Here is a 22547-nt window from a genome sequence, read left to right as displayed (position 1 = left end):
CAGATCAGGTACCCATGTCTATATTTTACTAAAAGTTGTCAGATTTTACAACTATTTTATACCAGTTTAACAAATATATTTATATAAAATAGTAAAACGCAGGACATTATTTTCAAATAATTCTTCTTATTTCTCATATTTCTATATTTAATTACTTTATCAGACATTTTTTTCTGTATTTACGCTTTAAACCGTAACACTTTAAACTGTTACACTTTAATGTTTTACAGTATTGACATCCCTATTGGTTTGTTGTAAAATAAAAACAGAAAATAAAAATTAATAGTCTCTTATCATAAAAAATGAGAATAATAAGATTAGAATGACAAGAAAGGTTTAGGTATAGACATGATTATTGTAATGAAACCAAATGCTAAAAAAGAATCCATTCAGAATATTATTGAAATAATTGAGGGGAAAGGACTTACCGCCCACATATCCAATGGAAAAGAGGTAACTATCATAGGGGTTGTAGGGGATAAAAGTAAACTCCAGGATCAGAATCTGGAAATAGCGGATGATGTTGATAAAATTGTTCCTGTAACAGAAAGCTATAAATTAGCAAATAAGAAATTTCACCCGGAACCCTCTGTTATTAAAGTAGGTAATACTTCTATCGGCGGTGATGAATTTATTATTATGTCCGGTCCCTGTGCAGTTGAAAGCAGAGAACAATTATTAGAAACCGCCCGGGCAATAAAAAAAGCCGGTGCTCAGATTCTACGGGGCGGTGCTTATAAACCAAGAACTTCCCCTTATGCTTTTCAGGGATTAGAGGAAGAAGGTTTAAAATTTATGAAAGAAGCCAGAGAAGAAACCGGTCTGGCAGTTGTATGTGAAGTAACCAGTTTAGCCGCTATCGAAGCAGCTGTGAAATATGTTGATATGCTTCAGATTGGCGCAAGAAACATGCAGAATTTCTACTTATTAAAAGAAGCAGGAAAAACCGGGCTTCCCGTATTGTTAAAGAGAGGCTTGTCAGCAACCATTGATGAATGGTTAAATGCATCCGAATATATTATTGCGGAAGGAAATCCTAATGTAGTATTATGTGAACGCGGGATCCGCACCTTTGAAACGGCAACCAGAAATACTTTGGATATCAGTGCGGTTCCTGTTATAAAAGAGAAAAGCCACTTACCGATTATTGTTGATCCAAGCCATGCAACCGGTGTAAGGAAATATGTAAAACCCTTAGCCAAATGTGCTGTTGCTGTTGGTGCGGACGGGCTGATGATTGAAGCTCATCCCAATCCGGCAATTGCCTTATCCGATGGTCCTCAATCTCTAACATTCCCTCAGCTGAATGAATTGTGTTCGGAACTAAGACCGTTAGCTGAATTAATGGGTAAAAAATTCTAACCCTCAGGAGAAAATTATGAATGATTCAATTGTTGGTTTTATTGGCTTTGGTTTGATCGGCGGTTCCATTGCCCGCGCATTAAAAGAAATAAATCCAGGCAATACTTTAATTGCATTTAATTATAATATAAATAAATTAGGAAACGGCCTAAAGGAAGCATTGGATGATAAGGTTCTGGACCATATCACATATGATCTGAATGACAGGTTTCCCACCTGCGATATTATATTCCTATGTGCTCCGGTATTATCCAATATTACTTATCTGACTAATTTGAAAAACATGATAAAACCAGACTGCATTGTGACGGATGTTGGAAGTGTGAAAGGGAATATACATAAAACAGTTTCAGAATTAGGACTGGAACACCAGTTTATCGGCGGACATCCTATGGCCGGTTCGGAGAAAACAGGTTATCAAAATTCTCACAGTAAGCTGCTGGAAAATGCATATTACATTTTGACTCCTACGGAGAAAACCCCGCAGGATAAACTTCATAAACTATATGAAATTGTTAGTGAAATCGGTGCGATTCCTTTGATTTTGGAGCCAAAAGAACATGATAATATAACCGCAGCTATCAGCCATGTGCCTCATATTATAGCCTCCGGTCTGGTGAATCTGGTTAAGGAATCGGATGACACAGCTGAAAAAATGCGCACGCTGGCAGCCGGCGGTTTCAAAGATATTACAAGAATTGCGTCTTCCTCCCCTGTTATGTGGCAAAATATATGTTTAACCAATACGGAAAGTATAAGTAATGTATTAAATCAATATATAGCCTGCTTACAGGACATGCGAAATGCTCTGGAACGAAAGGATGAAGATTATATCTACCGTTTCTTTGATACGGCCAGCGAATACAGGGACTCCATTCCAAATAAATCCATCGGTATGATGAAAAAAGTATTTGAGATTTATCTGGATATTATCGATGAAGCCGGAGCAATCGCTACCATCGCAACATTACTTGCCACAAACCGGATCAGTATTAAAAATATCGGAATAATTCATAACAGGGAATTTGAGCAAGGCGTACTCAGAATAGAATTTTACGAGGAGGAAGCTTCCGTACTAGCAGTTGAATTATTAAAAAAATACCGTTATACTGTATACGAAAGGTAAACGCATATTCACCCTGAATGTTCGTTCTACAGCTGTACGTATTACCCTATATTGATTCAGTAAGATTGGAGTTTTAACAATGATATTACAAAAAGTAAACGCTTTAAAAGGTGAGATAACAGTTCCCGGAGATAAATCCATTTCCCACCGTGCCGTCATGTTCGGTGCTTTAGCAGAAGGAACCACGGAGATCACTCATTTTTTGCAGGGGCCGACTGCCTGTCTACGATCGGATGCTTTAGAAACATGGGAATTGCTATAGAAAACGATCCTTTAAGTAATAAAGTTCTGGTACATGGCAAAGGTCTTCATGGATTAAAACACCCCTCCGGTATCCTGGATGTTGGTAACAGCGGTACTACCATGCGGCTGATGTCGGGTATCCTTAGCGGTCAGTCATTTTCTATAACTATGACCGGTGATGATTCTATTAAAAAACGCCCCATGGGCAGAGTAATCACACCATTAGCAATGATGGGTGCAGATATAAAAAGCATAAACGGAAACGGCTGTGCACCTTTAGAAATCCTAGGCAGACAAACACCGCTTCATGGCATCTCCTACCAGTCACCGGTGGCATCTGCCCAGGTGAAATCCGCAGTTTTACTTGCCGGTTTATACGGAGATGGTCCTACTTCCGTAACGGAACCATATGTGTCCAGAAATCACACAGAATTAATGTTACGATTGTTGGGTGCGGATATAGAGAATCAAGGTAATACGGTGGTTATAAAACCGGAACCTGACTTACATGCCGAAAAAATTACAGTTCCCGGTGACATCTCTTCCGCCGCTTATTTTATAGCGGCCGGCCTTTTAATACCCGGTTCCGAAATATTGGTTAAAAATGTAGGTATCAATCCAACCAGGGATGGTATTATTAAAGTTTGTCAAATGATGGGTGCCGATATTAAAATAGAAAATATACGAAATGCGGACACAGAGGCTGTTGCAGATATTCTGGTTCGCCACAGCGAATTAACGGGAACTGAAATCGGAGGTGCCTTAATCCCGACATTAATTGATGAATTACCTGTGATTGCTGTAATGGCTTGCTTTGCAAAAGGTAAAACTATAATCAAAGACGCAGCAGAACTTAAAGTGAAAGAATCCAACCGTATTGATGTAATGGTGCATAACTTGTCCCTAATGGGCGTAACTGTAACTCCCACAGAGGACGGCATGATAATTGAGGGCGGCAGCCCGTTAAAAGGAGCTGTTATAGACAGTAAATTAGATCATCGAATAGCCATGTCCTTTGCTATCGCTGCATTGGCTGCTGATGGTGACACTGAAATACTTGGTGCTGAGTGTGTTAATATCTCTTATCCGGAATTTTATTCGGACTTGAAGAGGTTAATACGGTAATTTTAAATTTGCGATAACCTTTATCAATACGCAGTACTTTTTTATGCTAAGGGCTCTCTTAAAATTGCTTTAACAAGTATTGTTAAGGTTATTTTGAGACGGCCTTTCAACTTTACCTTATTGTATCTTTATTAGTTATTCTTATTATTTCTGTTCTTAATCTAATAATCATTTCATTTAATTCATCGGTCGAGCAAATGTACCTCTGGATTTTCGTTATGTATTTTCAAGGCCATTGATAATTGCTGATCTGTAAATCTTATATTACTTAACTGCTCAGCGTAAAATTTTAAATTCGTCATTGCTCATATCTTCCTCCAATGTTCACAAACTTTTCAATAACCTTTCATATCCAGGACACATATGAACGGTATACTAAGTTCATAGCATAAATCAAGGTTCCCCAACCTTGTTGACATAAATTTCTTTTTCATAAATCGGCCAGTAGGATAACCTGCTGGCCCCTCCTCTATTTGTCCGCTTATAATTCTTGTACTAAGTCTTATTCCGTGCTATAAGCGATAGTATCGGGGATATAGCTCAGTGGGAGAGCGTTAGCATACTTATAATCAACACTTTATGAATCTACACCTGTCTGTTTACTACCCCATGAATCCAAAGACTCCTGAAGCCCTTTTTGCGATTTTAGTGAATTATGTAGACAATTATTAAAATATTGCCGTATCAGCTCTTGCAATTAATTCAATATTAGATTTCGTAGGCCCATCAACCAGGTGGGCCTTTTAAAATGCTGTTTACTCCCTGGGTATCTTAAAAGTGTTCTCCTATGTCATCTGATTTCTAATTGTGGGTACAAAAAACTACCAACTGAATTTGATAGCCGGTAGTTATTTTCGCCTTTTATTTGTTTAATATAAAGATAATACTTACTAAATATTTAACTGTTAAATTAATTTAACAACATCATAACTTGCACAAATAAGTGTCCATAATTGTTGATTATAAATCATTATATTCCATATACCACTTCCACTAAGGCCATGTTCATCAATTAATTGATTTAAAACATGTATACTTCTCGCATCTATAAACCAAACAATATGTTGATATGGATAGCCAAATGAAAAATCATTATAATAAAAATATGGTGTCTGTGAGTCTTCATCAAATTGAATTATTGAACCAGTATCATATGCTAAATTAATGGCAGATTCCATGGTAAGCGAATTAGCTTTGGTTACGTTTGGTATAAATGGCAGCTGCCAATCATAACCTAATATTGGCATACCAATAGAAACTTTTTTATTTGGTGTGCTAAAGATTACATGATTCATTAACTCTCTTAAATAATTAATGTTACTGACAGGTGCAGGAGGATTAACATTTGCACCCCATATAATATTTAAGAAAATTATCCCATTAACATAATTACTTAATATCGAAAAATTTACTTGTTCGACAGATATTTTATTATCAATTATCTGTACATTGTAATTAATAGTTATAAAGAATAAGAAATTTTCTTGTTGCAATCTATTTGATATTTTTTGTACAAAATTCTGATAAAGAGATTGATTGTTTTCGTTTATAAAATTAAAAACAATATTAATTCCTTGATAACCTTGTTGTTTCATAATATCAATAAATTCATTTATAAGTCTCTCTTGATATTCCTCATTTAGCAATATATTAAATGCTATCTCTATATTAGGTACTCCTTGAGGTGTTAATGTGGTTAACAACATGAGTGGGATAACACCATAATCCTTTGAAGTTCTAATTATCTCTGAATCATCATAATAAGATATTATTTGCCCTCCCTCCGCAACTGTATAATTAAAAATGGATAGATAAGTCAAATTGGGTAAAGTTTGAACTAATGTTTCTATCCGTATATAAGGAAAAGAAAATCCATTGGTCGCTATACTCCCGCTCGTATAATAACTTATAACCAGCGTTTCACCTATTAAAGGTTCCCTGATGGTCAGATATGGGTTATTCCTTAATATTTGCATGATTGTTACATTATAAGAATCTGCAATACTTTGTACTGTGTCTCCTTCTTGTACAATATGAGATTGCTTAGGAAAAGTAATTATTAAAGCTTGCCCTATGGCTAAATTAAAAGGATATTCCAATCCATTATCTTTTACTATTCGCTCTATTGTAATTCCATATCTTGCAGCGATTTTAGATATATTATCATCTTGTTGAACTACATATATATCCATAAAATCTCCAAAATTTATAATTATTATTATATATGAGTATTGAAGCCAAATATTTAAATATTTAATGCTTTTTATGTTATATAATATTTTTATTACAATAACTAATATAATAAGTGTTATAGGGGATAAGCTAAAATTAATATGATTTTAATTACCAGCTACCAATATTTAAATGTCAATTACGCTAATTCTATGTTTAACTAAATCCAAGTTTTCCCTACAGTTTTTCACAGTTTTTCACAGTTTTTCTCAGTTTTTCAGAAGTGATAAAAAAAGCCCTTAGAACCTTATGTTCTCCGGGCTTTCATCTATCTCTTTTTCATTTTTACAGTATTACTGAGATTTTACCTCACTCAATTATTGTTAATATTTGTAACTTTTAGATTGTTTGTCACAAACATGGCATCCCCGAAACTAAAAAAACGGTACCGTTCTTTTACCGCCAGTTCATAAGCCTTTAGAACATTTTCCCTGCCTGCTAAGGCTGATACTAACATAATCAATGTGGACTCCGGTAAATGGAAGTTAGTAATTAAGGCATTCAGCACCTTAAACTGGTATCCGGGATAAATAAAAATCTCCGTATCCCCGCTTCCTGCTTTTACAAACCCCTGTTCATCTGCTGCGGATTCTACGGTTCTGCAGCTGGTAGTTCCAACACATATGATTCTTCCGCCGTTTTTCTTGGCATTATTAATTTTTTCCGCCTCTTCCGGTTCAATAATATAGAACTCCGAATGCATATGGTGTTCTAAGATATTCTCTTCTTTAACGGGTCGGAAAGTTCCCAGACCCACATGAAGGGTAACATTGGCTATGATAATCCCTTTCTCTGCAATACATTTCAATAATTCCGTCGTAAAATGCAAACCTGCGGTGGGTGCTGCGGCCGATCCTTCATACTTTGCATACACGGTCTGATACCGGTTTTTATCCTCTAACTGATGGGTTATATAAGGCGGAAGCGGCATTTGTCCTAATTGATCCAGAATCTCTTCAAAGATTCCCTCATAATAAAACTGAACTAACCGGTTCCCCTCATCTACGATTTTAATAACTTCGCAGGTTAGTAAACCATTACCAAAACTGATCTTAGTACCTACCTTAGCCTTTTTACCTGGTTTAACCAAAGCTTCCCAGATATCATTTTCCTGCCGTTTAAGAAGCAGGATCTCAACTTTCGCACCGGTCCCTTCTTTTTCACCGATTAATCTGGCAGGAATTACTTTCGTATTATTAATCACCAGGCAATCTCCCGGCTTTAAATAATCAATAATATCCTTAAATATTTTATGCTCTGTTTCACCGGTATCTTTATTAAGTACTAACAGCCGTGAACTGGACCGGTCAGGAAGCGGGTCCTGAGCTATTAATTCTTCCGGTAAATCAAAATAAAAATCTTGTTTTGTCATATGATTCTCCTACTTCGTCTACGTTGAAACGTACTAAAACCTTTATTGCATAAAGGTTGTTTTATACTATTCTTTTTATTCTATTCTTCTTATTCTACTCATTTTCCGAATTCACACTGCTGATATCCGTATCGTAATCGTCTAAAAAACTATGAAATACCTGTTTTTTCTGATACCCTATCATGGTATCCAGATTAACATTATGAACACTGCGGAAGATATTCATATCTATTATAGAGCTTGTCTGCCTGAATTTCTTGATTAACTCTTTCATTTCCTGACGTTTGGAGCCGCCTCCGTTATCTCCTAACATGCAATTCTCGGTAAACCGGCAGGCACATTGGATAAACTGCAGGTTATTATATTTTCTCCAGGCAATGATATCTGCCTCCTTAACCATGTATAACGGCCTGATTAATTCCATTCCTTCATAATTTGTACTATGGAGTTTTGGCATCATTCCTTTCATCTGCCCGCTGTACAACATACTCATAAGAACCGTTTCAATAACATCGTCAAAATGATGGCCTAATGCGATTTTGTTACAGCCCAGTTCTTTTGCATGTTTATACAAATATCCTCTGCGCATTCTCGCACACAGATAACAGGGAGATTCCTCCACCGTTGCAACAATGTCAAAAATATCGGTTTCAAACATATGAATGGGTATATTTAAATATTCCGCATTATTTAAAATAACCTGTTTGTTATATTCATTATAACCGGGATTCATAACCAAAAAAACTGTTTCGAATTTTACTTTACCATGTCTTTGCAGCTCCTGCATACATTTTGCCAAAAGCATGGAATCCTTGCCGCCGGAGATACATACGGCTATTTTATCCCCTTCTTTAATTAACTGATACTCATTTACCGCAGAAATAAATTTTCTCCAGATCTCTTTCCGGAATCTTTTAATAATACTTCTTTCCACATCGATATAATTATCCATGATCTTCTCCCATCTATTGCAAAACCTGCTTAAAATTGTCCAGGAAGAAATCAATTTCATCCATGGTGGTTAAATGACTTAAACTGATTCGAAGAGTTGACAAGGCTGCCTTACGATCCTTGGTCATAGCATATACCGGTCTTGAAACCGTATTGGGCGCGCAGCAGGCCGATTTGGTTGCCACACAGATATCCCTTTTGTTTAATTCATTTTGCAGCTGATTGGTATTTACCCCTTTTATGCTGATATTTAAAATATAAGGGGAACCCTCTGCTGGTGTATTTATTTTGATAGCTGGATAAGCCTTAAAAGCCTCTCTTAATTCCTTGTTTAATTCATTTACATATTCATAACGGACAGCAAGATTCTCTATTCCTATGGTCAGAGCTTTCTCCGTTGCCGCAGCCAGTGCAAGCATAGGTGTACCGCTCCGAAAAGAAGTCGTACTAAGGCCCCCATGGATTAATGGTTCCAGCATAATGGCTTCCTTTTTTAACAGGATTCCGCATCCGTTTAATCCGTAAAATTTATGACCGGAAAATGTCATTAAGTCGATATTTTCAAAGCTCACCGGTATTTTACCGACTGCCTGTGTGGCATCAACATGTAAAAAACAATGTGGTTTTGCATGAACGATTCTACTTATTTCTTCAATCGGCTGTATGGTTCCTACTTCACTGTCTACATAACAAACAGAAACTAAAATAGTATCGTCCCTCATTAACTCCTTCAGATGATTAAGGTCTACCTGCCCGTTATCCTTAAGATTAACAAAATCCACATCATACCCGTCATTTTGCAATTTTGTTATCGGTCCGGTCACGGAAGCATGTTCCAGATAGGTTGTGATAATATGTTTACCATATCGTAAATAACTGGAAGTTATGCCTTTTATGGCCATATTATTCGATTCACTTGCACCTGAAGTATAAATCACTTCATTCGCTTTTGCTCCCAGAAGATTTGCAATCTGTTCCGTAGATTGTTCCATCCTCTCTCTAGCTTTGTCTCCCAAAGTATGAGGTGAATTGGGATTTCCTATATAAGTTAAAGATATATCATAAAATGTATCCAATACCCCTTTATCAACCGGTGTATTAGCTGCATAATCCAAATAAATCATTATAGCACCTGCACCTTTCTGTTTACTTTATCTCATAACAGAATATAATCTGTTTCATCTTTTCTATCTCATTCTTACTTATCCTATTAATTTAATACGAATTTTATAATAGGAGTGTTCCATAGATTTGTCAACCAGAACGATTATTTATTTAATATTTACTTGTTATAAATGCAAATATTAATTATACCCCACCTGTTCAGACAATTCAATAATGATATCTGAAAAATTCACGGAATGCAAAACATAAAAACATGGGTTGCTGCAAAATTAGACATCAAACTCCAGACTGTTTACATGACTCAGGCAGTCTATCGGCAACACAAATAAGGTTGCGGAACTTTTAGAGTTATCTTTATATAATTCATGAACTCCTTCACTTAATTTTTCAGTAATTTCCTGGGTTGCCATAATGATTACGATTTCTTCTTCCGGTTCTACCCGAAAATGAAACAAATCTGCCTTTGTAGATTTTCCTGCCCCACGTGCTTTGAGAACCGTGCCTCCATTGGCACCGGCCTGGCATGCTGCTTTTAGTATTTTTTCCGAGTGCCCCATGGGAACCGTTACTATTGTCATAAATTGATTCAAATCGCTACCTCCCGCCTTTACTTCTACGTCTGAAACAGCCCTAAAGTTCTGTTTAGTTCAAACATAACCAGTATTCCTGTATTAGGCTGTTTCAGTTTAAAATGCTTGGTTAACAGTGAAGCCAGTTTATATGCCCTTTTATTCTCCGTTAACATAAGTACCGCTTCTTTCTCCGGCTCAACCTGTTTGTCAAGAATAATGTTAAGTTTACCCGCCATTCCCCGGGCCTTAACAATAGTTCCGCCGTAATAACCGGCTTTCTGGCTTATTTCAATAACCGAATCCGCTTTTCCTTTATCCATAATGATCAAAAGGGCGGTATATTTTCCTCTTTTCTGAGCTGAATAAGAATTAGTATTATACTTGAATGCAGCATCACTTTTCATTTTATGAAAAGCTGCAAGGGATGTGGTAAAAGCAATTCCCTGGTTAGGTTTATCCAAATGGAATTTTAAATTGATCTGTCTTAAGATTTCTTCTTCCTCTTCGGAATGTATGATAAACAATACAATTTCCTTATTTACATCATTTAACTCCACCAACTGTAAAACATTATTTTTAACAGTACCACGTCCGTAGAAACAACTCGCTTCCAATGCTCCCATATTTTTTACAAAGTCCAGGACCTTACTGCCTTTTCCACGGCTAACAATTACAATCAGCATACTATATCCGATATCGGGCAGTTTATAACTTAACATCTTAGATCTCCTCTCTATTTTCATTCATCACGTTTCTCTCACTCCAGTTGTGCTGACGACTTTAGTTTATAAATCAATCCTAAAATCTGAACAGTAATCAGCGGAGTCATAGCCACCAAGGCAATTACACCAAAGCCGTCCTTTACAATACTTGCGGTGGGAATATAATTTGCTGCACCTTGCGTATACGGAAGTATGAAAGCTGCGGTCATAGTTCCGGCTGCAACCCCTCCCGAATCATAGGCAATTCCGACAAATATGTCCGGTACTATATAAGACAGCACAATAGCTATCAGCATTCCCGGCAGCAAAATATGCCATAACTGAAGTTTAGGAATCAAAATTCTAAGTATTGATAAACCAACGGCAGTCGATACTCCCAGACATAATGCAAACATAACCGTCTTTGCCTTTATGGAACCTGCAGTTTCATCTTCGATCTGACGTGTTAAAATATGAACGGAAGGCTCTGCCGGTATAGTGATAACTCCAAAAAGCATACCTACCATTACCAGAAGCCAGGGTATTTCAAGCGAAGCCAGGTGATAACCCACATCCGTACATACCTGGATAAAACCAATATTAACCCCTGTAAGGAAAAAAATCAGACCGATATAAGTATAAACTGCCCCTATCAGAATTCTTCTGAATTTATTTTTGGAAACTTTTATCCAGATAGCATTGGCAATAAAATAAATAGATAATATAGGCATTAGCGCTAACAGTGCCTCTTTGGCATAACTTAAAAGACCTGTGCCAAAGATTTGCAGCAAATTACCTGATACCAGACTTTCTCCGGGAATGTCTCCCTCTAATGCCGTATTGGATAAAAGCCCCTGGAATAAAACCGCTATAATTGCTCCCGCCGAAGTTATTCCAAGCATTCCGAACCCGTCATTTTCCTCTTTTTCATTGCTTCGAGTCATTGCAGATACCCCCACGGAAAGAGCCAGTATAAATGGTACGGATATGGAACCGGTAGTTGAACCGGAGGCATCAAAGGCAATGGCAATAAAATCATTTTCAGAGAAAACGGCCAATAAAAGAACTATGAGATAAACAGCAGTCATAAAATTTTTAAGAACTATATTTTTTAATATGCGGAACATTCCAAAGGTTACCATAAACCCAATCCCGGCCGAGACTAAAATAAGCATTAAACCGGAATCAAACCTGCCGTTTGTAACACTCTTTACCTGTCCTGCCAGAATGTATAGATCCGGTTCTGCGATGGTAGCCATAAAACCGAAAAAAGCACCTCCTAAAAGAATAATCCAAAGCTTATTTGAATTTGTTAGTGTTTCACTGATCTGCTCACCGATTGGGGTAATGGATATATCGATTCCCAACAGGAAAACAGGCATACCAATAATTATGAAGAGTGTTCCGATAATAAATTCTCCCAGAAGAAAAAGGCTTAAAGGTGTTATAGACAGACTTAATACTATGATTACCAGAAATATTGGTATTATGGAGACCAAAACCTCTTTCACTTTTTCCAGTATTAATAACAATTAAACACTTCCTTTCATTTTTAGTTTCATATATGATTTTTTTCCCAAAAGGACCAATTTAATCATATCTATTTCTATTATACCTTATAAATACTAACATTTCCAACTCTAAATAAGACAAAGCGGACAAGTCCGTACAACTTGGATGAAAAAAGGTTGGAGCCTCTGGCTCCAACCGGATAAACAACACAAAATATCATTTATTTTCTTTCGAACGTTTTATTATATAATCTATATGAACCAGCTCGGTAATTTTCTGTTTATTTGAATCCAAAATAATAAAATCCGCTTTCCCGTCTTCTTTCACAATAAATGTTTGAACCAATGTTTCTTGTACGGTTCCTTTAAAAACATCCGTACTTATACCGGAATAATAATCATGATATACTAATTCTATTTCTTTACCAATATAACTTCCGGGTATTTCGATATTTAAATCAACGATATCTCCTTCTTTATATTCAATTCCATTTTCCGCATAATTACTGTTCTCCTGAAATAAAACAACCTCTTTACCGGATTTATCCTTTAAATACCGTTCATTTTGTATATTAAAAATCAACATGGAAAGCAGAACAAAAACCAGATAACAAAGCAGTATCCCAACACGATATTTAATTTTTGAAAGGTAGGAATATTTACTCCTGAATGTCTGAATCATCATATTTTTAATATTATTTTTTATTTTCTCATCTGCATTTATTTTTATAAGAAAGGATTGATAATTCTTTTCTAAATCCACATTTTCTCTTGACATATATTCATTCAGCAGATGATTCAAACGCTCAAGCTGCAATTGTATTATATCCTCCTTTTTATTTAGTAGTTTGCCGATTTGTCTGGTTGTCATCTTTTCATAATAATATAAATGGAGTACTATGTTATATTTCCTTGGGATTAACTTAAGGTATTCTTCAAATAAGGATTTTTCGGATATATTTTCTGCTAATTTTGAATCCCAGGTAAAGTCTTCTTTTTCTCCTGATCTGCTTTTCTTATAATTAAACTGCCATAGATTTCTTATACAATACATGGTGGTCCGGATGAACCATAATTTTTCCTGTTCTTTATTATGGAAAACTGGCATTTGTTTTATATATTTAATAAACACCTGAGAAAATACATCGGCGGTATCCATTTTATTTCCGGTAAGAACAAAGGCGAATTTGTAAACGGTATCAGCATATACATCCATTATATCTTCAATATATTTATTCCATAAAAATATCTCTTCTTCCACATAAAAAACCCCTTTCTGATTATGCCTGATACAGGAAAAGGGTAAATCATTACCATCTCATTTGAATTACGGCTGACTTACCCTGTTTTTTATTCATATTCCTATTATATAATAGTATGCTTTTATCCGGTTGTTACCAAATTCCGGTTACTATTTTTATATTATTTTGTCTAAATTATGTGGAAACCACTAAACAACGATTAAACACTTACTTTTTTATCCAGCATCCAGGCGGTTCCGATATAGGTCAGAACAATAAATACTAGTGCTATTACACTTTCCCAGATGAAATAGATACTTAAATTATTGGTATAGCTGTCAATATTGCCAAGGAGCAGCTGAGAAATTTTAGTCGTTGCATAATTTAAAGCAATAAAGATAATAAAACTTACTACACCTTTGAACTTTTTATTTTCTAAAAATGTTGAACTTAATGTAATTGAGAAGAAAGCGATGGTTATGGTACTAATCCAACTTGTTAGTACTACGGCTACCACCGATACAATATCGGAAAAATCTATTTTTAATTTTAAAAATTCATCTATGGCTTGTAAAATCACTTTCTTAGCCTCAGCCAATACATGATATTTTGCTATTAATACACCACCGTCTAAAGCAAATATAGCAAAAAATGCGATACCTGCCAAAACGATCTGAATTCCTGCCGTTAAAACTTTTGCACCCACAATACTATAACTGGTATTCGGTGTCAGGAAAAGCATATAACTGCATTTCTGCTTTAAATCATTGGAATAAGTAATAATGGATTCAAATGCCAGATAAAACAGTGCACCGAAAGTGAACATTGCTAACAATGACATAGCCATTGCAATTACATTTTCTTTATCCGTAACTACTCCAAAAAAGAATACTAATTCTAATAAACCAACTAAGGCTAAAATAATAAGCTTTGAAAATGCCTGTTTCCTAAATTCATATTTCATTAATTTTAACATTCTTCCATCCCCCTGTTATGCATAAATTTCTTTGTATAATTCAACTATTGATTTACCGTGAGAAGCCCGCAGGTTTTCTGCATCGCCATTTAATACGATTGAACCGGATTTAATGAATACCGCATTATCTATGATTTTTTCCAGTTCATCTACCAAATGGCTGGATATCAATATGGTTGAATCTTCTCTTGCAACTTCTAATACAGCAGTGATAATTTTTTCCCTTGCTATAATATCAATTCCATTCAAAGGTTCATCCAGCATATAGAGTTCCGCTTTTCTTGCCAAAGTTGCTGCTATTTTAAGTTTGGCTGCCAGACCTGAGGATAAGGTTTTGGCTTTATCCCTCATTCCTAATTCCATTCTTTCTACTAATTCTTCATAACGCTTTTCATCAAAATCCTCAAAAAAGTCCTTATAATATTTACCTACATCTGCTACAGACATATAATTATAGAAGAAAGGTTCCGTTGACATATAAGCGACTCTTTTCTTAGATTCCACCCCGATAGGGTTGCCCTTATACGTTATTGTTCCGCTGGTTGGTTTCACTAACCCTGCAATCATTTTCATCAGTGTTGTTTTACCGCTGCCGTTGGGCCCGAGTAACGCATAGATTTTACCTTTTTCTGCTTCAAAACTAATACCGTCTACAGCAGTTTTATTCATATATTTTTTTACTAAATCATTACATTGTAATATCATATTCTCACTCCTATTATTTTTTATTGGCACCCGCTATGGCGGTTGTCGTTTGCCGATTTCTTATTGCTTTGTATTTAAATCATATTTATGCTCTAATAAATGAATTAACTCTTCTTTTGTAAAACCCAACTGCTTCATCCCCTCAATAAAACTATCCAGGAGGGAGCCTGCCATTTCTTCTCTTATATTTTTCAATTTCTCCTTATCCTCCGTTACAAAAGTGCCCAGTCCTCTTTTCGTGTAACATATTTCTTCCGCTTCCATTTCTTTATAGATACGATTCGCGGTGTTGGGGTTTATTTTATATTTGTAAGCCAGATCCCTGCCCGACGGAAGTTTCTCACCTAAAGCCAGGGCACCGTTTATTATATCTTTTTTGATATCATTAATAACCTGTATATAGATTGGAATATTATTGTCAAATTCCATTCATGTCCTCCTTTCTATCTTTTTATATGACTGTGTTACCCTTGTCACCAATTAAGCTTTCCTCTTTTCTTCCATTTCCCATTTTATTTTATGTTTATTGCACTCGCTTACCAGTGAACTAGTTATATAGTACACTAACTTTATATTAATGTCAATACCTTAAAAATATTTTTTAGTAAAAATTTTAAAATTATTATATTTATAAATATCCGTTATTACATCTGCTTATTTCATTATTATAGCCATATGCCATTATAATATATTTTTTCTAACAAATATTTTATTTATATTCTGATTTTGACTAGGAAAGAATACTTTCGCGGAAATCGTAAGAAACACGCTTTACGAGTTTCTTCGGTTCGCGTGCGCGTTCGAATTATTGTAAGCAAGCTTGCTAATTCTCACTTTGCTTTCGCGGAAATAAAAAACTGTCCATCGAATTTTACAGATGGACAGGCTTTCTATAAAAATATGCCTTTTATTTTATTATTTTAGAATCAACTATTCCAGAAATAAATTACCCTCCCATATATCTTTGCAGCCGTCTGTAAGAAGCAGCCTGAATTCTCCCGGTTCCGTTACAAACTGCATTTTATCATTCCATAGGGATAGTTTTTCTTCATTTAAATATAATGTAGAGGATCTGGTTTCTCCTTTTGGAATCCACACTTTATCAAACGCTTTTAATTCTTTTACCCTGCGTATGGTACTTGCTTGTAAATCCCTAATATAAAGCTGGGGCACAGAAAAGCCATCATAATTGCCAAGATTGGAGATCTCAAAATTTACCCTGATTTCACCTGAATGCAGTTCATATGATGAAATCCTGTATGAGTTGTCTCTTGCAATATCGCTTGCATAAAAATTCTTCTTTAGGTGTTTGGCTTCTTCCTTAAACGGAATACATTCCAGAGTAATATTCTTATAAATAAATTCCGTATAACTTAGTCCATATCCAAAAGAATATAACGGAGTATTATCTATATCATAATATTTCATACCGGCATAAGAATTTTTATAATTGTAATATACCGGTATTTGCCCCCCATGTCTAGGAATGGAAACCGGAAGATGCCCGGACGGAGCGATCTTACCAAATAGAATTTCTGTAATGGCCTGTCCGCCTTTCACTCCGGGGTAAAAGGCACATAGAATGGAATCGGAATTTTCGGCAACCTCTGTAATGGAATAAGGCCGCCCCTGGATTAAAACAGTTACAACAGAACGGCCTGCTTTGAAAACTGCCTCTGCTAATTTATTTTGTAAACCCGGAAGTCTTAAGTCGGCACTGTCTACACCCTCGCCACAGTCCATATCACTGATATTACTGATCTTCGCAGCACCATTACTGTCAAAATGTGCTCCGCCAAAACGGCTGGAAGAACCGCCCAGGACCAGGATTGTACAATCACTGGTTTCGGCAAGTTTGGCTGCTTCCCTGATACTCTCTTCCGTCCCCTCAAATAAACCGCAGCCTTTATGAAATTTAATCTCCACAGAGCAATTATTTTTTTGGATATAATCCTTAATCCCTTGTAAAACCGTAACCCCGTCATTATGATTAATTGGTGGTGTATAATCCCCTAATTGATGATATATTTCATCCGCATTGGGTCCAATTACTGCAATAGAGCGGAGGTTATTAATGTTAAGGGGCAGTGTATGGTTAGTATTTTTAAGCAATACAACCGATTCTCTTGCAAGCTTAAGTGCCTCCGGGTATTTCTCATAGGTATAATCTGTCCTGGAATCCCTTTCTTCGATGTAAGGATGATCAAACAGTCCCAGCTCAAATTTCAGAGTGAGGACACGAAGAACTGCCTGATCAATATCTTCTTCCATAATGAAACCTCGGTTAAGGGCCTCCTCCAGTTTGGAAAATCCGGTATCCCATAAGCTGATATCCACACCTGCTTTCAGTGCAAGAGCACCGGATGCCACGTTGTCTCCGGTCATTATATCTAACCGGTCGATTGCAACTCCATCAGCCATAATCACACCTTTAAACTGCATTTCATCACGAAGAATTTCCGTTAATAACTTTTTATTTCCATGGCAGGGGATTCCGTCAATCTCATTATAAGCAGCCATAATCCCTTTTACTCCGGCTTTTGCACAGGCTTTTGCAGCAGGAAGATGAATTTCCCTTAACTCTCTTTCACCAATGCGGGCAGCACTGGCATTAATTCCGCCTGTCCCCTCCCCTTGGGCACAAAAATGTTTGGCTACAGCCACAATGTCATTAACCTGTATCCCTGTAACGGCTGCTTTGGCAAGCTCCGATGAAAGATAGGGATCTTCACTGTAACATTCTTCACTTCTGCCCCACCTGGGATCTCTTAACAGATCAAGTACCGATATCAAGGCTAAATGAACGCCCATGTCTTTTAACTGCTTTCCGCATACCTGATAGGCACTTTTTAACAGTTCCGGATGAAAAGTTGCGCCTGCACTTAAGTTAACCGGTAAAAGGTAGCCATTAAGTGCCTGGTGTCCATGAGGACATTCAGAACTTAACAGCATGGGAATTCCCAGCCTGGAATGTTCTATAACATAACGTTGTATCATATTATAGGCTTTTGGTGCAAGCTCACCTGTAAGACCAGATTCAAAATCTTTCCCTGACCAGGGATCCGCACGGTAAAGCCCGTATAGGACGCCTATTCCGTCGAATTTTGCTACCTCATTTTTAAATTCCTCGGTCAGTTCGATTTCATTACCATTCCGCTCATAGATGGAAAAACCATATAAACGCTGATTTAACTGTCCTACCTTTTCTTTCACAGTCATAAGTGATAATAAATTCTCTGCACGCTGTCTGGCAGAGAATTTATTATCCTGGTATAGATCAGTCATATGTTATGACCTCCATTTCTTTATTGATTCGCCCGACAAAAGCCATAGCAACCCCGTTCTGATTGAAACGTTCCGGGTTAATACTTATTTATTAAAACCACAATATAATGGTTTTACTATCTGTTTAAGATTACCCTGTATGATTTAATTTCATATGGTTTTAAATTTACGGAATAAATTACCGGATTGACCTTTCTTTAATACTTCCCTGGCATTTTCCTTATCAAAGATGGAAGTAAACATACCATTTTCATTAACAGTTATCTGATAGAAAGGTGTTTCTAAAACAGACCCGCTTAATGTTCGTTAACATAAACCTTATAATGGATATTTTTTCATATAATCCATCAAATCATTTACCGTTGTAAAAGCTAATCCTGTTACCGTATCCGCACATCCGTAATACAGGGCAATACGGCCGGTATCGGCATCCGTTAATGCTGCGCAGGGGAATACAACATTAGGTACATCACCTACACACTCATAATATTCATAGGGAGCAAGGACATAATATTTAGAACGGCATTTAACTTTCCAGGGTTCATCAATATCCAATAATGCACAACCGACACGGTATACAAAACCATTACAGGTATTAATAACACCATGATAAATTAACAGCCAGCCCTCTTCTGTCTCTATCGGTATTGGACCCGGGCCGACTTTTGTTGACTGCCATGCGGATGCATCCTCTCTAATTGGTGCCATAACATGACGATGATGTCCCCAATACTCCAGATCCTTACTCCGGCTGTAAAAAATATCTCCGAAAGGAGTATGGCCTGTATCACTGGGACGGCTTAAAAGACCATAATAGCCGTTTATTTTACGCGGAAATAAAACACCGTTGCGGTTATATGGCAGGAAAGCATTTTCTAACTGGTAAAAAGTTTTAAAATCAAAGGTATATCCCACACCGATGGTTGGACCATGATATCCATTACACCAGGTTATATAATATCTGTCTTCCACAAAGCAGACTCTGGGATCATATCGGTATTCCCTTTTTAATATTTCTTTATCTTCTCCTAAAAATGTAACTGGTTTTTCATTGATTTCCCAATGGATACCATCTTTACTGAATCCGGGAAATAAATCCATACTGACGGATTTGCTGTCACAACGGAATACACCTGCATATCCGTCTTTAAACGGAACAACTGCGCTGTTAAAAACACTGTTGGAACACTCGATTGCATCCCTGCCGATAATCGGATTCTGTGGATAACGCCATATTGGCATTTTATAATTTTCCGGCTTATCTACCCACGGAATATTTGGTAATGAACTCCCAATAATTTTACTCATAATTTTCACCCTTACATAAGGTGCTGTTGCAAAATAGTCAATTTACTAATTGCAACAGCCCTTTCCTTTCTTTTATTATATTTACCTTTCTACCAAAACTTCTCATTCCGCCGCCATAAGCGGTACACTAACCTGAAGTAACCAGGTCTCCTGCCTGAAGCTGACGGCTCTTTATTTTCTTTTATTTATTATTCAAAACGTCCATTTGTAATTGCACTTCATAACGACGTTTTAGAAAGCCATCCGTAATAAGTTATGAACATCACTGATAATCTTAAATATTCCAATTGGCATTTTAACTTTTCATTTTGTTAACCTCCATCGTATACATTACTTATCATTTGATTAAAATTATATTAACATGTTTCAAAATATGTTGCAATGTTTATTTTAGTTTTAATGAAGTATTTTAACACCGTATTTATCATGCTTTTATAATTTTTATACTATATTTATATATATCAAGTATCAAATATTCTATTTGTAATAATATTATACAATTACAAAAAATCATTAAATTTATGTATTTAAATTCTGTTTATCATATTTTATCATAATCAGGATAACCAATTTTATCTTTTGTTAACTTTAGTGTTAAAAAAGAATAGACATTTATTGTGATTTTATATTTGCTATGCTATAATAAGCATGAAATACAAGATACATTCGTTCATACGTCATTTGCAGCTGCCGCAGGCAGACATTCCGCAAAATGTTAAGAATATAAAAGGAGTACTTTATGAAGAAAATAACCATGCAGGAAATCGCTGATGCTCTTAACATTTCCAGAGTTACCGTCTGGAAGGTGTTTAATAGTTATCCAGGAGTATCAGATTCCCTAAGAGAACAAGTCCTGAGTAAAGCACAGGAACTGGGATATTTTAAGATGAAACCGCAACTTTCCCATAATATAATGGATATTAAATCTGACGATAACACTCCCGTAAAAACTGAGATGACAGTATCTGTCGTAGTATCCCGTCCTGAATCTTCTATGTTTTGGATGAATATTATTCATCAAATTGCAAAAGAATTGGTCAACTCAAATATTAATCTGATGTACACTTACCTTCCGTCCAAAACTACTGACGGTTATAGTCTTCCATCCGTTTTAACAAACGGAACATTACAGGGAATCATCGTTTTAAATGTTTACGACCACGACTTGCTGAACATGCTAAATGAATTAAAAATCCAGAAAGTTTTTTTAGATATGGTTACATCCATACCGGAAGATATACTATCCGGGGATTTGTTTCTATTTGAGGGAAAATCCAGTGTCGGTAAAATAACGGAAGCAATTATAAAAAAAGGAAGAACAGAGATTGGATTTATCGGAGATATTGGATACGCTAAGACAAATTACGATCGTTATGAAGGGTATTTGACCGCCATGAATCACTACAAAATCCCAATTAAAAAAGAATATAGTTTGGTTCACAGTATTGGAATTTATACTTATGCAGAAGAAATTAATGAGTTTTTATCTAATTTGAAACCTATGCCCAAAGCTTTTATATGTGCCAGCGATTATGTGGCTCATTTTGTAATTAAATATCTGAGTGCCAACAATTACAGAGTTCCGGAAGATGTTGCCGTATCCGGGTATGACGGTACGACTGAGTATATTGATCAGGCTGATTACCTTACAACGGTTCAGGTTCAGACCAGAGAATTAGGAAAACGTCTGGTAAAACAACTTTTATACAGAATCTCAAACCCTGAATTTCCTTTGGAAGTTACTTATATCCATAATAAAATCCGATATGGAGAATCTACTAACTTTTAAAAGCCATTATTCTGAAGCGGAAAGGCTCCACTGTCCGGTTCGTGTCATTAGAATTAAAAATAAGGATATTTCAAAACTATGTAATCATATCTTTTTGTATCAGGCTTAGAAAGCCAACCGAATCAGAGATGATGATTATATAATCTTTGAATATCCTTTATTTTTGGATTTTCTCTTTTTTGATTATTCTTATTTTAAAAAATCATTGTATCTTTTCAATCCTGTTAATTAATTTAAAATAAACTAATACTGTATTTTAATTTAGGTATTTTCCTTTTTTTCCATACCACAGCCGCTGCAACCGCTGCAATTGCAGCCTGATTGAATTCCTTTTTTATGAGACATCACGCTTCTTACAATGATACTTACAACCAAAATTGTTACAGTGGCAGCTATGATATAATTGATCATCGCATTTTTCCTCCTCTGCTTTCTTTTCATTTTTAATGACTACGGAAAGATTTTGAACATCAAACCCCTGCTTCATAAGTTCCTTTTTCAGAAGTTCAAACCATTCTCCTTTATTTAAATTAACTGCATGATTGGTCTTTTCATCAACAAAAATAATCTGCTGTTCCTGCTTTAATTCAAGATTTTCATAATTAATTAAATAAAGGTTCTTGCGGTTTATAACACCTAAATCTTCCAGGGTTTTAACCATTCGGTACACAGTTGCGATACCTACTGTGTTGTCCTTTTTCACAGCTTTATAATAAATCTCTTTGCAGCTGGAACACTCATCTTCCAGTATGGTATCAATTAGCAGCCGTCTTTGTTCCGTTATTCGGTAACCTCTCTTGCGCAGCTGATCTATAATCATTTCTTTTTTATGAATCTTAACTAAAATCGGTTCCTTATCTGACTTCATTTTCATAGTTCACTCCCATCCGCCCGCTTATAAGGCAATTAGATTCTTTGCGGGG

Annotated in this window: 18 protein-coding genes and 2 pseudogenes; 4 read left to right on the top strand and 16 right to left on the bottom strand. The window is 36.0% G+C overall.

Annotated elements, in window-relative coordinates:
* Window positions 1-348 precede the first annotated feature (348 nt).
* The 3 genes and pseudogenes from aroF (at window position 349) to aroA (ending at window position 3856) form a co-directional block, all read left to right on the top strand.
* Window positions 349-1362, top strand: a complete 1014-nt coding sequence (aroF, locus tag Ana3638_RS14350; RefSeq protein ID WP_161838640.1) for a 3-deoxy-7-phosphoheptulonate synthase — start codon at window positions 349-351, stop codon at window positions 1360-1362.
* A gap of 16 nt (window positions 1363-1378) precedes the next feature.
* Complete coding sequence (locus Ana3638_RS14345; RefSeq protein ID WP_161838639.1) at window positions 1379-2488, top strand: prephenate dehydrogenase; 1110 nt, start codon at window positions 1379-1381, stop codon at window positions 2486-2488.
* Between the two features lie 79 nt (window positions 2489-2567).
* Window positions 2568-3856: pseudogene (aroA, locus tag Ana3638_RS14340) on the top strand (3-phosphoshikimate 1-carboxyvinyltransferase).
* A 905-nt stretch (window positions 3857-4761) separates the two neighbouring features.
* Here the strand turns inward: aroA and Ana3638_RS14335 are convergent.
* The 14 genes and pseudogenes from Ana3638_RS14335 to Ana3638_RS14270 all read right to left on the bottom strand — a co-directional run bounded on the left by Ana3638_RS14335 (window position 4762) and on the right by Ana3638_RS14270 (window position 19835).
* Complete coding sequence (locus Ana3638_RS14335; protein ID WP_161838638.1) at window positions 4762-6048, bottom strand: LysM peptidoglycan-binding domain-containing protein; 1287 nt, start codon at window positions 6046-6048, stop codon at window positions 4762-4764.
* Between the two features lie 353 nt (window positions 6049-6401).
* Complete coding sequence (queA, locus tag Ana3638_RS14330) at window positions 6402-7460, bottom strand: tRNA preQ1(34) S-adenosylmethionine ribosyltransferase-isomerase QueA (RefSeq protein ID WP_161838637.1); 1059 nt, start codon at window positions 7458-7460, stop codon at window positions 6402-6404.
* Between the two features lie 94 nt (window positions 7461-7554).
* Window positions 7555-8412, bottom strand: a complete 858-nt coding sequence (locus Ana3638_RS14325) for a tRNA 2-thiocytidine biosynthesis TtcA family protein (protein WP_161838636.1) — start codon at window positions 8410-8412, stop codon at window positions 7555-7557.
* A 13-nt stretch (window positions 8413-8425) separates the two neighbouring features.
* Complete coding sequence (locus Ana3638_RS14320) at window positions 8426-9535, bottom strand: cysteine desulfurase family protein (protein WP_161838635.1); 1110 nt, start codon at window positions 9533-9535, stop codon at window positions 8426-8428.
* Window positions 9536-9805: 270 nt separating this feature from the next.
* Window positions 9806-10126, bottom strand: a complete 321-nt coding sequence (locus tag Ana3638_RS14315; RefSeq protein ID WP_161838634.1) for a P-II family nitrogen regulator — start codon at window positions 10124-10126, stop codon at window positions 9806-9808.
* Window positions 10127-10149: 23 nt separating this feature from the next.
* Entirely contained in the window at window positions 10150-10827 is a 678-nt protein-coding gene (locus Ana3638_RS14310) for a hypothetical protein (protein ID WP_161838633.1), read from the bottom strand.
* Between the two features lie 38 nt (window positions 10828-10865).
* On the bottom strand, window positions 10866-12341 hold the full coding sequence (locus Ana3638_RS14305; protein ID WP_161838632.1) for a DUF1538 domain-containing protein: 1476 nt from the start codon (window positions 12339-12341) through the stop codon (window positions 10866-10868).
* A gap of 196 nt (window positions 12342-12537) precedes the next feature.
* Window positions 12538-13581 (bottom strand): RNA polymerase sigma factor, encoded by a 1044-nt coding sequence (locus tag Ana3638_RS14300; protein WP_161838631.1) that lies wholly within the window; start codon window positions 13579-13581, stop codon window positions 12538-12540.
* 200 nt (window positions 13582-13781) lie between these two features.
* Window positions 13782-14537: a hypothetical protein gene (locus Ana3638_RS14295; RefSeq protein ID WP_161838630.1), complete on the bottom strand. Its 756-nt coding sequence runs from the start codon at window positions 14535-14537 to the stop codon at window positions 13782-13784.
* A gap of 15 nt (window positions 14538-14552) precedes the next feature.
* The gene (locus Ana3638_RS14290) at window positions 14553-15242 is read right to left on the bottom strand and encodes an ABC transporter ATP-binding protein (protein WP_330587577.1); all 690 of its coding nucleotides are present in this window, start codon (window positions 15240-15242) and stop codon (window positions 14553-14555) included.
* Between the two features lie 60 nt (window positions 15243-15302).
* Complete coding sequence (locus Ana3638_RS14285) at window positions 15303-15671, bottom strand: GntR family transcriptional regulator (protein WP_161838629.1); 369 nt, start codon at window positions 15669-15671, stop codon at window positions 15303-15305.
* A 501-nt stretch (window positions 15672-16172) separates the two neighbouring features.
* Window positions 16173-18527 (bottom strand): glycoside hydrolase family 3 N-terminal domain-containing protein, encoded by a 2355-nt coding sequence (locus Ana3638_RS14280; protein WP_161838628.1) that lies wholly within the window; start codon window positions 18525-18527, stop codon window positions 16173-16175.
* Window positions 18528-18677: 150 nt separating this feature from the next.
* A pseudogene (locus tag Ana3638_RS27080) lies at window positions 18678-18800 on the bottom strand (glycoside hydrolase family 38 C-terminal domain-containing protein); the annotation flags it as partial.
* Window positions 18801-18845: 45 nt separating this feature from the next.
* Window positions 18846-19835: a glycoside hydrolase family 130 protein gene (locus Ana3638_RS14270; protein ID WP_161838627.1), complete on the bottom strand. Its 990-nt coding sequence runs from the start codon at window positions 19833-19835 to the stop codon at window positions 18846-18848.
* Between the two features lie 739 nt (window positions 19836-20574).
* Between Ana3638_RS14270 and Ana3638_RS14265 the strand changes: the two genes are divergently transcribed.
* Window positions 20575-21624, top strand: a complete 1050-nt coding sequence (locus tag Ana3638_RS14265; protein ID WP_161838626.1) for a LacI family DNA-binding transcriptional regulator — start codon at window positions 20575-20577, stop codon at window positions 21622-21624.
* Window positions 21625-21885: 261 nt separating this feature from the next.
* Here Ana3638_RS14265 and Ana3638_RS27075 read toward each other — a convergent pair whose 3' ends face one another.
* On the bottom strand, window positions 21886-21999 hold the full coding sequence (locus Ana3638_RS27075) for a hypothetical protein (protein WP_246241146.1): 114 nt from the start codon (window positions 21997-21999) through the stop codon (window positions 21886-21888).
* Window positions 21959-22498 carry a Fur family transcriptional regulator gene (locus Ana3638_RS14255; RefSeq protein WP_161838624.1) on the bottom strand — a complete coding sequence of 180 codons (540 nt, stop codon included), beginning with the start codon at window positions 22496-22498 and terminating at the stop codon, window positions 21959-21961. The genes Ana3638_RS27075 and Ana3638_RS14255 overlap by 41 nt, the downstream gene beginning before the upstream one ends.
* Window positions 22499-22547 lie beyond the last annotated feature (49 nt).

The organism is Anaerocolumna sedimenticola (genome assembly GCF_009931695.1).
Classification (GTDB): Bacteria; Bacillota; Clostridia; order Lachnospirales; family Lachnospiraceae; genus Anaerocolumna; species Anaerocolumna sedimenticola.
The sequence above is the reverse complement of the archived record's forward strand: the minus strand, read 5'-3'. Positions and strand labels throughout refer to the sequence as shown.

Coding starts and splice junctions, on each gene's coding strand:
- Ana3638_RS14265 (WP_161838626.1), top strand. CDS start 20,575: ATGAAGAAAATAACCATGCAGGAAATCGCTGATGCTCTTAACATTTCC.
- Ana3638_RS14285 (WP_161838629.1), bottom strand. CDS start 15,671: ATGGAATTTGACAATAATATTCCAATCTATATACAGGTTATTAATGAT.
- Ana3638_RS14290 (WP_330587577.1), bottom strand. CDS start 15,242: ATGATATTACAATGTAATGATTTAGTAAAAAAATATATGAATAAAACT.
- queA (WP_161838637.1), bottom strand. CDS start 7,460: ATGACAAAACAAGATTTTTATTTTGATTTACCGGAAGAATTAATAGCT.
- Ana3638_RS14295 (WP_161838630.1), bottom strand. CDS start 14,537: ATGTTAAAATTAATGAAATATGAATTTAGGAAACAGGCATTTTCAAAG.
- Ana3638_RS14255 (WP_161838624.1), bottom strand. CDS start 22,498: ATGAAAATGAAGTCAGATAAGGAACCGATTTTAGTTAAGATTCATAAA.
- Ana3638_RS14310 (WP_161838633.1), bottom strand. CDS start 10,827: ATGTTAAGTTATAAACTGCCCGATATCGGATATAGTATGCTGATTGTA.
- Ana3638_RS14320 (WP_161838635.1), bottom strand. CDS start 9,535: ATGATTTATTTGGATTATGCAGCTAATACACCGGTTGATAAAGGGGTA.
- Ana3638_RS14335 (WP_161838638.1), bottom strand. CDS start 6,048: ATGGATATATATGTAGTTCAACAAGATGATAATATATCTAAAATCGCT.
- Ana3638_RS14270 (WP_161838627.1), bottom strand. CDS start 19,835: ATGAGTAAAATTATTGGGAGTTCATTACCAAATATTCCGTGGGTAGAT.
- aroF (WP_161838640.1), top strand. CDS start 349: ATGATTATTGTAATGAAACCAAATGCTAAAAAAGAATCCATTCAGAAT.
- Ana3638_RS14280 (WP_161838628.1), bottom strand. CDS start 18,527: ATGACTGATCTATACCAGGATAATAAATTCTCTGCCAGACAGCGTGCA.
- Ana3638_RS14325 (WP_161838636.1), bottom strand. CDS start 8,412: ATGGATAATTATATCGATGTGGAAAGAAGTATTATTAAAAGATTCCGG.
- Ana3638_RS14345 (WP_161838639.1), top strand. CDS start 1,379: ATGAATGATTCAATTGTTGGTTTTATTGGCTTTGGTTTGATCGGCGGT.